The organism is Lysinibacillus sp. NPDC086135 (assembly GCF_044746345.1).
Taxonomy (GTDB): domain Bacteria; phylum Bacillota; class Bacilli; order Bacillales_A; family Planococcaceae; genus Lysinibacillus.
In genome coordinates this window covers 341,928-354,173 of the sequence record NZ_JBIVCA010000003.1, presented here as the reverse complement: position 1 = coordinate 354,173, position 12,246 = coordinate 341,928, and the positions used below count along the sequence as shown (strand labels likewise).

Below are 12,246 nucleotides of genomic sequence, written 5' to 3'. Positions count from 1 at the left end.
GTTTTAACAGCAACAATCTTTAAGAAAACAGTAAATGATGCCAAGCCCATATTGTCTTGGCATTTTTTATTATCCATGTTCATCCTCTTGCGTTATATAGTCAATGGAATTAGCTATGTCAACTAAAACTTCAGGTGTCACCTTATTTGAAACCCTTTTATCAATCCACAGCATGTATTGCCAATCTTCTCTTTCAAAAGCAAGAACATTAAAACCTGATATTTCCATATAAATAGAAGTCATTCCGTTTTTCAACTTGAATGTCTTTACTATATTTTCTTTTTTAGATGGGAACTTAAACTCAATAGGTCGAACCGTTATTTTATAATGATGCTCAGGAAGTTGATGATTAATAAATGTCGCTTCAAAAAAATCATTCATATCATCATCAAGATCATTAAATCGACCAAAATGATGTGTAAAACTAATAGGAGGTACTCGAAGTGGTAGCTTTAGCCCTTGATGAAAGTGCCGTTCAAAATCGGAGGCAGCTGCTTCAACCGTTTTATAGCCTATCTCTGGATAAATTTCTTCATAAGAACTGAGCGAATCATTGATATAGGCATCACTTGGTTGAGAAAATAATAAATAACAGGAACTTAAGCAGAGAGAAAAAATTCTGTCCATTTTATCACCTCAGTATCACTTTACGTGTAGTTTTTCCCAACTCAATGAAATTATGTGTCAAGTTGTATTCTGTTCACAGTTATTTATTCATTTTTCCTACGGATATTTTCCATTAACGCGCGATATAGATAAAGAAAAAAGCAATTGTTCGCGTTAATAAGTTCGAACAATTGCCTTTTTAGTCTAAAAGAGTATATGTGCAACTAATGCCGCGATTGGTAGAGAAATAATCGTACGTATTAAGAAAATAACAACTAGATCAAAAAATTTAAGTGGAATCTTTGTACCTAAAATAAGTCCACCAACTTCAGACATATAAATAAGCTGTGTCACAGAAACGACAGCAATTACAAATCGTGTAGTGTCAGCTTCAATCCCTGCTCCTAAAATTGAAGGTAGGAACATGTCAGCAAAACCAACAACCATCGTTTGTGCTGCCTCAGCTGCTTCCGGTAAACCAAGCACTGTTAAAATAGGTTCAAACGGCTTTCCTAAAAATGCAAAAATATTAGTGAATTCAGCAAGCATTAAAGCAACCGTACCAAATGCCATAACAACCGGTGCTACACCAACCCATAAATCCAAAACATTTCTAATGCCATCTTTCAAAAATTGACGTGGGTCACGATTTGCATGCGCAATAGTTAAAGCATTTTCTAAGCCATGTGACACAGAATTATAACCTTCTGGTAATTCCTCACGCGATAAATCTACTGGTGTTCCGTCGATATAAGTATCTTCTTTGTTAGCAAGTGGGAAAATTCGTGGCATTACTACCGCTAACACAAGACCACAAAGAACTACTGTTAAGTAATATGGAATAAAATAGCGTGACAAATCCACCGTATCTAATACTACGATACAGAATGTGATAGATACTACCGAGAAGCTCGTTGCAATAATGGCAGACTCTTTTTTCGTGTAGTTCCCCATTTCATATTGCTTACTCGTCATAAGAACACCAATTGTTCCATCCCCAACCCACGATGTAAGTGCATCAACCGATGAGCGACCAGGGCTTTTAAAGAGAGGACGCATGATTTTTACCATCATCGTTCCGAAAAATTCAAGCAAGCCGAAGTTTGTTAGAAACGGTAATAGTAGGCCTGCAAATAAGAAAATCGTGAATAAAAATGTTACTAAACCACCGTCTGGGTTCATTAATAATCCACCAGTATTTTCATTATTAATCGCCGATGGTCCAAAATCAAAGACAACCATTGAGGCAAATACTAAACCAATGACTCTTATAATTGTCCAAAACCAATTGACATAAAATAATGTATCTAAAATACTAGGCTCTTTTGAATTATTTCGCGGAATAAATTTGGCAATGAGTGAACCAATTGCCGAAATCGCAAACATAATTATAGTAAAATAACTAATAACCGGAGCAATAAAACCTGCTAGTAAATTTGCTAAAATAGCAATTGGAACTTTCCATCCATCTTCCGTTAAGACTGGTGTCATAAATAACAGGACACCAATAAGAGACGGAATTATGAAGAAAAAGTATGTAGAAGTAGGATATTTTTTCATCATTTAAAGCCTCATTTCTCTTGGTTTTCGAAGTTCTATATATCAAGCTTGTTAGTTATGGACTGATCAATTTTACCTCGGCATAATTGCGTCCGGAATCGGCCTAATTCCGTGACATCCGCCGGAGGCTTTAACTTCTTTTGTGCGAATGTCTTTTGTACCGAAAGCGTAGCGACAGGTACTGATGTTTGGACACCGGCTGAAAGAAGTTATCCCGCTAAGAAAAGTATATCTGCACTTTAACAGTAGGAATTTTTTTATGCCTCACTGATTATTAGTCTTTACCAATTAGGCATTTACGAGCCGTTAATCTCCCACTCTTTTTACTTTAGGCGAGAGCGTTGTTACCTGAGCTTCTCTTTTTTGTACAGATAAATTACTGTCCGTTAATGCGCGATAAAAATGGAATACGGATAAAATAAAAAACATCCCTCTAAAAAGTAATAAAGGAATGCCCAAACATACTTTTTTATAGTTAACATCCGCAATGCAAAATTTCTATTCATTAAGTCATAGCTATAAAATATCATAAACCAACAATACATCGGTTAATTCTACAACAAAATGCATTTTTATTCAATCCATAAAAATTTGTTATTATGATAATTCTCTTCTAATTATCCACACTTCTTCTTTGTATCATTCCCTTTCAACAATGCTCAATTTTACATTGTTTAAAAGAAGACCCATTTGGCCTTGCATACTTGCGTCCGGAAGCTTTAAGTTCTCTCAGCAGGTGTCCAAACATCCGCTGAGAGAACTTAAAGTTTGGTGAAACTCTCCATTAATCATATCTATTTTAATTGCCTAAGAGATTTAACCAGCCCTTAATAGGCATACAAATAGACCATACTGTCTTTCATCTCATATGTTAATTATGAACCACAACTTATCAAAACAGGAGGTTTTACCATGCATAGACGTATGCATCATCATCATGCAGGTCCACATTGTTGTCCACCACAGCATTGCCCAACTCAATTTGATCCACCACACTTTTGTCCGCCAGAGGAATTTGTTCGCACTAATTACATCCATACGGTCGTACCTCATGTACAACCAGCACATATTACAACAGTTAACAAACATATAATTGATCATCAATATCATTTCCCATGCACTGAATGTGTAGTGGAAGAATGTTGCGAAACTCATACACTTTGCGAGATGCCACCTGATCCTTGCCATATGCCACATCATCATATGGGACACCATCACCATCACATGGGCCATCATCATATGTGCCATCATATGGATCATCATATGGGCCATCATATGGGTCATCATATGGGCTATTAAAAAATATGCGATGAGGTTAGAAATACCTCATCGCTTCATTTTTTTATAGCATACTGCTATGAAAATACCTAGTTCTATTATTGATCTCTTAATTTCATAAGAAAAACCGAGCACCTATACTAGGTACTCGGTTACTATTTTTAGTACATTTTTAAATATTGATCGCGTTCCCATTGGTGTACTGTTGTACGATACATGTCAAACTCGATTTCTTTTGCCTCTTTAAAGTTTGCATAGATATGCTCACCTAAAGCTGCTTGCGCTACTTCATCTTGAGCAAGTAATATTAAAGCATCGTCCAGTGCTGCTGGTAAGTTTGCGATACCATTCGCTTTACGCTCTTCATCAGACATCACGTAAATGTTACGGTTAATAGCTGCTGGTGGTGTTAAGCTACGGCGAATACCTTCAAGACCCGCTTCTAAAATAACAGCCATCGCTAAATATGGATTAGCAGATGGGTCCACAGAACGTACTTCTACACGAGTTGAAAGACCACGTGCTGATGGGATACGGATAAGTGGTGAACGATTTTGAGCTGACCATGCTACATAACATGGTGCTTCATAACCCGGTACAAGACGTTTATAAGAGTTAACCGTAGGGTTTGTCACAGCTGTGAAGCCTTGAACGTGAGCAAGGACACCTGCCATGAATTGCATCGCTGTTTCAGAAAGACCTAGTTCAGTAGATTCATCGTAGAATGAATTCTCTTTACCTTTAAATAATGAAACGTTGAAGTGCATACCAGAGCCAGCTTCACCGAATAATGGTTTTGGCATAAATGTAGCATGTAAACCGTGTTTACGAGCAATTGTTTTAACAACTAATTTAAACGTTTGGATATTGTCACAAGCTGTAATTGCATCTGCATATTTAAAATCAATTTCGTGTTGTCCTGGAGCTACCTCATGGTGAGATGCTTCAATTTCGAAGCCCATTTCTTCTAGCTCTAATACGATATCACGACGGCAGTTTTCGCCAAGATCAGTTGGTGCTAAGTCGAAGTAACCACCGTGGTCATTTACTTCTAGTGTCGGTTCACCTTTGGCATCTAATTTAAATAAGAAGAATTCTGGCTCAGGCCCTAAATTGAAGCTTGTGAAGCCCATGTCTTCCATTTTCTTAAGGATACGTTTTAAGTTGTTTCGTGGGTCACCAGCAAATGGCTCGCCTTTAGCAGTGAATACATCACAGATGAAACGTGCTACTTTCCCTTTTTCAGAAGTCCAAGGGAACACTACGAAAGTATCCAAGTCAGGATATAAATACATATCTGATTCTTCGATACGTACGAAGCCCTCAATAGATGAGCCATCAAACATCATTTTGTTTTCTAGAGCTTTGTCTAATTGGCTTACAGGAATCTCAACATTTTTGATTGTGCCAAGAATATCTGTAAATTGTAGACGTATAAAGCTTACGTTTTTTTCCTCGATTAGACGTTTAATGTCCTCTTTTGTGTATTTACCCACAGTTTTCCACACTCCTATAAAATGTCTAGCTTTTTTATCATTACCCTACCCTATTAATAAAGTAATTAATGATGTTGCTTTTTATTAATAGAATCGAGATAAATCCCCACGACGGATGGATGATTTTTGCATGCGCTGCGCTTGAAGCATTTCCTCACGCATGATGCGACGTAATTCTGAGTCACTTAAATTAGGTTCATCTGTTGAAACAGGTTCATTCTTTTTAGCGAACAGCTTTTTAATTTTTGCCATGTTCATACCCTGTTCCAAGTAATCTTTTATTTCTAGCAATGCATCGACGTCATTTAATGAAAACATTCGACGGTTGCCTTCTGTTCGGTGCGGCTCAATTAAATGGTGTTCTTCATAATAACGAATCTGACGTGCCGACAGCTCGGTCAATTGCATTACGATATTCATTGATAATAACGGCATAGTTCGTCTAATTTCACGACTCATTTAAGTCCCCTCCAATACCTGCTAATAATATAACGAAAAATTTACACTGTCAACCGCTCATGTGAGGTTTCCTAACATGAGTTAAAAAAATTTTTTCGAAATTGTAAAAAACTAAAATTATTATCCTAACGCGGAGATTGATTTCCGTTCCGACTTGGCGCTTTTCCTGGGGCGGCCGATGTCCAATTCACTTAATTACATTTCTACGTTTTAACAAATGAAATCTTCAACTTTTCATCTATAAATAAAAAACTATTCAAAATAGAAATTTTGAATAGTTTTTTCTCTACTTATTTTTGGATTTTTTGAACAGCACTACAAATTGCAAATTTTACGTGTTCGTATGTTAACCCACCTTGAATAAATGCTGTAAATGGCGGACGAATAGGACCGTCTGCTGTAAGCTCAATACTAGAACCTTGAATGAATGTTCCAGCTGCCATGATGACATCATCCTCATAGCCAGGCATATAAGCAGGCTCTGGTGCATAATGCGCATTAATTGGTGAATTCGCTTGAATTTCACGGCAAAAAGCAATCATTTGTTCCGCAGTTTGGAAAGAAACCGATTGAATTAAATCTGTACGATTAGCATCATAGCTCGGTGATGTATTCATACCAATTTCTCCTAGTATAGCAGCCGTGAAAATCGCACCTTTTAAAGCTTGAGATACAACATGTGGTGCAAGGAAAAATCCTTGATAGAAATCACCAAGCGTATTTAATGTTGCTCCTGCTTCAGCACCTATACCTGGTGATGTCATACGATAAGCACATTTTTCTACTAAATCTGCACGGCCAGCAATGTAACCTCCAATTTTCGCTAAGCCTCCGCCTGGATTTTTAATGAGTGAGCCTGCAATTAAATCAGCCCCAACCTCTGTCGGTTCCTGTGCCTCAACAAATTCACCGTAGCAATTATCAACGAAAATAACTGCATCCGGTGCTAATTCACGGATTTTTGCACACATGACTGTAATTTGCGAAATGGTAAATGATGGGCGTGTTGCATAGCCCTTCGAACGTTGGATAGCAATCATTTTTGTGTTTGGTGTAATTGCAGCTGCAACACCTTCCCAATCGATCGCTTGATTATCGATTAAATCTACATGGCTATAACCGATTTTATAATCTTTTAAAGAGCCAGTATCTTTATCGCCACCATCAACTATTGATTGCAATGTATCATAAGGCTGACCCGAAATATAAAGTAATTCATCACCCGGACGTAGTACTCCGAATAAGCTAAGTGTAATTGCATGTGTACCAGAAATAATTTGCGGACGTACAATGGCAGCTTCCGCTCCAAAGACCTCTGCATAAACTCGTTCTAGATTGTCACGCCCCTCATCATCATAGCCATAACCATTAGACGGGTGCAGATGATAGTCACTTACTTGATGCTTTCGGAACGCGGCAAGCACTTTTTGTTGATTGAAGAACGCCATGTCTTCTACCTTTGCATGAAAAGGGCGTACCTTTTCTTCTATTTTAGCAGCTAATGCTAGTGTTTCTTCTGATAAATTGGTTGTAAAAGTCATACTGTTCTTCTCCATTTCACATTTGTTCAAATCTTATCTTAACAATTTGTGAGCTTGCCTGCAAAGCTTGCTAATTGCATTAGGCACTAAGATCAATTATGACTCGGCATAATTGCGTGACATCCAACGAAGGCTTTCATTTCTTTTTAGCTATCCTTTTGCGACAGGCACAGGGTGTTTGGATACCTTGAAGTAACTTAAATCCGCATTCATCTCATCCACCTATAGTGCTGGGATATTTCTGTTGAAAAGAAGTAGTTACGAACTTAAAGTTTTAATTCTGCTATAATAAAATATTTAGTATCTGATAATTCCAAATCATAAGTCGATGCTTTTTTTTTGCGAAAACTTGTAGATACAGTAACTAATCTACAACAACATAAAATGATTTATTCACATAAGGGGTGAAAGGGTTGGCTTGGGAGGTTTTTAGTATCATTGGCACAATTGCCTTCGCAATTTCCGGGGCAATAATTGCAATGGAGGAAGAATACGATTTATTCGGTGTATATATACTCGGTATCGTAACTGCTTTTGGTGGTGGAGCTATACGAAACTTACTTATAGGTTTACCTGTAACAACACTGTGGGGGCAGGATAGAATGTTCCAAATTGCCATTGCAGCTATTACGCTCTTTTTTTTATTTCCACATCGACTCATTCAACATTGGCATCGTTGGGGCAATGTCACTGATGCTATTGGATTATCGGCATTTGCGATTCAAGGTGCCCTTTATGCTGTGAAGCTCGACATGCCTATTAGTGCCGTTATTGTTGCTGCTGTCTTAACAGGGTCAGGCGGTGGAATTATTCGTGATTTATTAGCTAGACGACAACCATTAGTCCTCCGCGATGAAATCTATGGTGTTTGGGCAGCATTAGCCGGGCTTATCATAGGACTTCAACTATTTTCAGGGGATATCTTTTTATATGTATTATTTGGTGTGATCACAGTACTAAGAATACTTTCATATATAAAGAAATGGCGTTTACCGTTACGGAAGTTGAATCGAGCATAGATATACTGTTGCATATTTAAAGCCCAAATCTGATATTTGGGCTTTAATTTTTAAATTCATTCTTTCTTAGCGGTTCTATTCAACGACTTTGGCTGTTCTATCCACGATTTTGACGGTTCTATCCACGATTTTGACGGTTCTATCCACGACTTCGGCTGTTCTATCCACGATTTTGACGGTTCTATCCATGACTTCGTTTATCACACACCGTGATCCGCGTAATAAAGTTACTTTTTCAACAGCAACATTGCTTCTTCTAAAGTAGCCATATTTTTCATCATAGAGCACGCTGCGTCCAAAATAGGAAAGGCTAAAGCTGTACCAGAGCCCTCCCCCAATCGCATATTCATCTGCAACATCGGTTCAACTCCGAGCATTTCAGCGGCAATTTTTGCACCTGGTTCTTCAGAGGCATGCGAAGGAATGATATAGTCTTTTACGTTAGGTTCAAGTTCGTAAGCGATAAGGGCAGCGATGGTAGAAATAAAACCATCAATAACAACAGGTTTACGATGTGCAGCGGCAGCAAGTATCACCCCAGCCATAGCGCCTATTTCTAATCCACCGACTTTTCCAAGAATATCTATAGCATCATCACGATTTGGTTTATTTAATGCAATAGCATCATAAATGACTTGTACTTTATGCGCTATCCCGCCTGGTCCAACACCTGCACCGAAGCCTGTCACTTCATTCGGATGACATTCACGAAGAACCGATAATATGGCAGCACTCGGTGTTGTATTACCAATACCCATTTCACCTGTCCCGAGTACATTTATCCCATTTTTTATTTCTTCTGTAGCTACTTCAATTCCTACTTCAATAGATTGAATGGCTTCTTCCCTTGACATAGCAGGGCCCTTTGCCATATTGTCCGTGCCATATTTAATTTTTTTTACGATAACACCAGCATCATGTGGAATATCTTCTTTTACACCAACGTCAACTGTGACAATTTTAGCATCTGTGATTTTTGCGATGGCACAGACACCAGTTCCTCCTCTAGGAAAATTTAATGTTTGAAAGACTGTTACATTTTGTGGATTAGATGTCACCCCTTCATCACAAACACCATGATCTGCGGCACAGACAATAATTGCTTTATTATCAATCGCAGGAAATAGTTCGCCTGTAATTCCGGATAGTTGCACAGCAAGGGCCTCCAGTTTCCCCAAGCTTCTAGGCGGCTTGCAAAGTGCATCTATGCGTTCTCTTGCCTTCTCCATCATTATGTAGTCAGCACTTTGAATGTTTTGAATCGTCTGTTGTAATAATTGCATGAAAATTTCCCCTTTCTTTTTTGCCCTTGTAACTTGAAGAATGATTTATAGAAAAAATAAAAAGCCTGTAGTTTATTCCATAACAAATAAACTACAGACTTTTCCATCGTCTATATAACCGAAGCAGATAGGCAGGTCTCCTGGCTCAATTTCAACATTTCATAGAACCTTCCCAGAACGATGCTAGTGGCATTCTCTATGAAACTCTCTTTTACAGTGGTGGGACCGCTAAAGCTTTTCACTTTATTCCCTATTCTCCCGCAATGGGCACCTAATGCTCTTATGCAATTACTTTAAATCTACGTCAAAGTAGTTTTTGTGTCAATACATTAGTGAAATTGTATATTTCTTGCCAACTTTTCTGAGTCCGACTTTCCAAGTGACTCAACAATCAACCGGGACAAGAAAGCGAATATTATATCTCATACCTTTAAATAATAAATCGACACGTATATACGCGGTTTCACTTGGTAATGTAAACGTATCTGATAACCGCGTCCAATCAACTGTCCCTGTAATTGGAGCCGATAAGAATTTTTGAAAATATAAGAAAAATCAATTTGTACTTTTAAGAAGATAGCTTAAAGGCTACTCTTTACTGAAGGCATCTGAGCTTTTTCGTCACCCTTAGCCTAAATGATTGCAAAAAAAAATAAAATGAAGGTTGTTTTATTCCCCCTCTTAATCACTTTATTTATATGAGTGTGAGAAATCGTTGATAACAAGGTTCGTGGATAACCTTAATCAACGACATCCACTAGTCTCACATCTCAAATAACTTTTAGGAGGAAATAATAATGGCTTCATGTTCTCAATCTGATTTAACTGCTGCGACAATCCCAAATGTGGTACCATCTTTAAAATTATACGGTAAAGCAAGTAATAATCAACGTTTCTTCTTGTCTGATAATCCAGAAACTATTAGTAGCTCTGTTCCATTTACTAATGGTTTTGCAACGCTTTGGGCTGATACTGCATCTGGATTACAGAGTGTAACTTATCGAATGTTTGTTTGGCATCTAAATAACACAGGTGCGACTATCAAGTTTGGTGTTACCATTGGTAATGGTTCAAGTGGCAGTACTTATCAAGTCTCTGGTGTTAAAGACTGTGTCGAGACTATTACCAACTTTGTAGCTCATGGGAAATGTGCCGCAAAAGCTTTACTCGGAAATACATTAACGCCTAGTTCTCCGGTTGATAGTTCCATTGCAGCGGGGAAAGTTGGATTAGTTAAAGAATGGAAAGTACCAAATGGTTATTTGGTGGGTGGAATTATTGAGTTTACGTTATCGTCTAGTTCTCCAATGTCTTATAAAGTCAGAACAGTAGCTGCTAAAAGTACTACTGCCGATCTTCGTAGTAATCAAAATGCAGTTGTGTCACCAGTTGGAACTCATCCGCGTGGTTCTTGGAACTTTTCCAATATCGACGGCTATGGTACTTCAGATGGTGCTGCTGCTCTATATACTGTTGGAGACGGCAATAAAAGTTTCTCTATAAATAATGGCATTAATGACAACTTAATGACTAAAGACACTAGCTATATGCCTAGCGAAGCTGTAGCAACTAATAAGGGGCATTATGGTGTTATTTATAAGGCGAATATCACTTTCAAAAACCCAACTCAAGCCGATAAGGCATTAAAGGTCTATTTGACAGGTCGTGGAGGTTCATATGGCGGCGCTGTACGTTGGAACAATGGTCCAACTTACGGTGTTCCTACACTGGCTTCCAATACCCAAGGTGTTCGGATTGCTACATTTACTATACCTAAAGGAACTAGTGTTACACATTCAGTCTATACTTCTACAGCTGGCTCGCTTAACACCCCAGCGGCGATACTGATTACAGAGTAATTTAAAGAATTTCTCGTTAAATAAAGGAACCCTGTACTTATCGCAAATTCTCCGATGAGCTACAGGGTTCTCTACATATCATAATATAATATTCATTCGAAACATCTTGGAACGTAAAACCAGGGAAAACGGTATAACTGCTTAATTGGGTATCACTAATTATTTGAGCTTTATCTATTCAAAAAAGAATAAAGAGCTGCGTATGTAACTCAATGATCTTTAATTAACGCACCCCCTTAGGTTTGCATATGTTATTAATCATATTTTACTAAAAGTTAAACAAGCCTACGATATTCCCCACCACAATAAACGAAATACTTCCCAACCCTAAAAAACATACATTAAAACACTTTCTTTTGAAAAAGTTCGAACTTTCATGAATTCTTTACCGGCATCATAAAAAGAATAAACAACGACTGGTAATATTAATGCCATCGCTAACCAATGTTTCCACTCCCCATCATTCCAGGAAAGCTTCCATAATGCATCATAAATTGGTAACATAATTGCAAATAAAAAACCCTGTATATATTTCTTGATGTATCTCTCCACACCTATCCTCACTCGTCACCTCATAATTTTAAAACACTTAAAAGTTATCGTATTTATTCAGGTGTTTTCCTATCTAAATTTTTTAAGTGTAAATCAAGTCTTAAAAGTGCTATTCAACAATTTTCCTTTTTTATAGTCGCAACCAGGAAAAGGTCGGATAATTTTTTTACAACAGTTAGTTTATTTTCAATTATCGTTTCAGTCTCTTCACCGTATTCATGATCTAATAAATAGACAGGAGGATTATTTCCTTCATGTATATTTATTGCGTATGGATTTCCAATACCTATTTCTAACCCGATACAAATATAACCGTTTTTATGTACTGCGCATCCTGGAACATATAATAAACATTCTTTACTAATACTCTCTGGATTCAAGAATTCTATTCGCAATTCAGCTTCTTCATCTAGAGGAACTACCAATTTACTATCACACACTTCTACCGTAGTCATTAGTTCTATCAACCACTCTGGAAGTTTAATATCTAGTTTTTCATTTAGGTCATTTATTTCTCTAACTGTGGCTATCCTAGTGGATGTTCCAGACCTTTGAATCATTTCTTTAGCATTTGTAATTACTTCATTCACCAA

The 12,246-nt window shown here is 37.6% G+C and carries 12 protein-coding genes and 1 riboswitch; of the genes, 3 read left to right on the top strand and 9 right to left on the bottom strand.

The genetic code is table 11. The features are described 5' to 3' along the window. Positions 1-69: 69 nt before the first annotated feature. Together ACIPKN_RS06710 and ACIPKN_RS06705 are read right to left on the bottom strand one after the other, a co-directional pair. On the bottom strand, positions 70-627 hold the full coding sequence (locus ACIPKN_RS06710) for a hypothetical protein (RefSeq protein ID WP_400934466.1): 558 nt from the start codon (positions 625-627) through the stop codon (positions 70-72). A 183-nt stretch (positions 628-810) separates the two neighbouring features. Then, the gene (locus ACIPKN_RS06705; protein WP_400934522.1) at positions 811-2,166 is read right to left on the bottom strand and encodes a YjiH family protein; all 1,356 of its coding nucleotides are present in this window, start codon (positions 2,164-2,166) and stop codon (positions 811-813) included. A 912-nt stretch (positions 2,167-3,078) separates the two neighbouring features. Between ACIPKN_RS06705 and ACIPKN_RS06700 the strand changes: the two genes are divergently transcribed. Further along, positions 3,079-3,465, top strand: a complete 387-nt coding sequence (locus tag ACIPKN_RS06700; protein ID WP_400934464.1) for a CotD family spore coat protein — start codon at positions 3,079-3,081, stop codon at positions 3,463-3,465. Between the two features lie 140 nt (positions 3,466-3,605). Here the strand turns inward: ACIPKN_RS06700 and glnA are convergent, their stop codons facing one another. The 3 genes from glnA to ACIPKN_RS06685 form a co-directional block, all read right to left on the bottom strand. Continuing rightward, complete coding sequence (gene glnA / locus ACIPKN_RS06695) at positions 3,606-4,940, bottom strand: type I glutamate--ammonia ligase (RefSeq protein WP_142507362.1); 1,335 nt, start codon at positions 4,938-4,940, stop codon at positions 3,606-3,608. Positions 4,941-5,024: 84 nt separating this feature from the next. Beyond that, a complete protein-coding gene (locus ACIPKN_RS06690) occupies positions 5,025-5,399 on the bottom strand; it encodes a MerR family transcriptional regulator (protein WP_142507363.1) in 375 nt (124 codons plus the stop codon). 290 nt (positions 5,400-5,689) lie between these two features. Next, positions 5,690-6,940, bottom strand: a complete 1,251-nt coding sequence (locus ACIPKN_RS06685) for a methionine gamma-lyase family protein (RefSeq protein WP_400934463.1) — start codon at positions 6,938-6,940, stop codon at positions 5,690-5,692. Positions 6,941-7,353: 413 nt separating this feature from the next. Between ACIPKN_RS06685 and ACIPKN_RS06680 the strand changes: the two genes are divergently transcribed. Further along, complete coding sequence (locus ACIPKN_RS06680; protein ID WP_400934462.1) at positions 7,354-7,959, top strand: trimeric intracellular cation channel family protein; 606 nt, start codon at positions 7,354-7,356, stop codon at positions 7,957-7,959. 75 nt (positions 7,960-8,034) lie between these two features. Here the strand turns inward: ACIPKN_RS06680 and ACIPKN_RS06675 are convergent, their stop codons facing one another. Both ACIPKN_RS06675 and cobT read right to left on the bottom strand, forming a co-directional pair. Then, complete coding sequence (locus tag ACIPKN_RS06675) at positions 8,035-8,163, bottom strand: hypothetical protein (RefSeq protein ID WP_400934460.1); 129 nt, start codon at positions 8,161-8,163, stop codon at positions 8,035-8,037. 23 nt (positions 8,164-8,186) lie between these two features. Beyond that, complete coding sequence (gene cobT, locus ACIPKN_RS06670) at positions 8,187-9,242, bottom strand: nicotinate-nucleotide--dimethylbenzimidazole phosphoribosyltransferase (protein ID WP_400934459.1); 1,056 nt, start codon at positions 9,240-9,242, stop codon at positions 8,187-8,189. Between the two features lie 113 nt (positions 9,243-9,355). After that, a riboswitch (cobalamin riboswitch) is annotated at positions 9,356-9,533 on the bottom strand. A gap of 506 nt (positions 9,534-10,039) precedes the next feature. Between cobT and ACIPKN_RS06665 the strand changes: the two genes are divergently transcribed. Continuing rightward, positions 10,040-11,101 carry a hypothetical protein gene (locus ACIPKN_RS06665; RefSeq protein WP_400934458.1) on the top strand — a complete coding sequence of 354 codons (1,062 nt, stop codon included), beginning with the start codon at positions 10,040-10,042 and terminating at the stop codon, positions 11,099-11,101. Between the two features lie 327 nt (positions 11,102-11,428). On the opposite strand, the gene ACIPKN_RS06660 is transcribed toward ACIPKN_RS06665, so the two are convergent. Together ACIPKN_RS06660 and ACIPKN_RS06655 are read right to left on the bottom strand one after the other, a co-directional pair. Beyond that, the gene (locus tag ACIPKN_RS06660; protein ID WP_400934456.1) at positions 11,429-11,653 is read right to left on the bottom strand and encodes a hypothetical protein; all 225 of its coding nucleotides are present in this window, start codon (positions 11,651-11,653) and stop codon (positions 11,429-11,431) included. 113 nt (positions 11,654-11,766) lie between these two features. Beyond that, positions 11,767-12,243: an SMI1/KNR4 family protein gene (locus ACIPKN_RS06655; protein WP_400934455.1), complete on the bottom strand. Its 477-nt coding sequence runs from the start codon at positions 12,241-12,243 to the stop codon at positions 11,767-11,769. Positions 12,244-12,246 lie beyond the last annotated feature (3 nt).

What these genes read in the sequence shown, in the direction of transcription:
- ACIPKN_RS06710 (WP_400934466.1), bottom strand. Translation starts at nt 627, where the DNA reads ATGGACAGAATTTTTTCTCTCTGCTTAAGTTCCTGTTATTTATTATTT.
- ACIPKN_RS06705 (WP_400934522.1), bottom strand. Translation starts at nt 2,166, where the DNA reads ATGAAAAAATATCCTACTTCTACATACTTTTTCTTCATAATTCCGTCT.
- ACIPKN_RS06700 (WP_400934464.1), top strand. Translation starts at nt 3,079, where the DNA reads ATGCATAGACGTATGCATCATCATCATGCAGGTCCACATTGTTGTCCA.
- ACIPKN_RS06690 (WP_142507363.1), bottom strand. Translation starts at nt 5,399, where the DNA reads ATGAGTCGTGAAATTAGACGAACTATGCCGTTATTATCAATGAATATC.
- ACIPKN_RS06685 (WP_400934463.1), bottom strand. Translation starts at nt 6,940, where the DNA reads ATGACTTTTACAACCAATTTATCAGAAGAAACACTAGCATTAGCTGCT.
- cobT (WP_400934459.1), bottom strand. Translation starts at nt 9,242, where the DNA reads ATGCAATTATTACAACAGACGATTCAAAACATTCAAAGTGCTGACTAC.
- ACIPKN_RS06665 (WP_400934458.1), top strand. Translation starts at nt 10,040, where the DNA reads ATGGCTTCATGTTCTCAATCTGATTTAACTGCTGCGACAATCCCAAAT.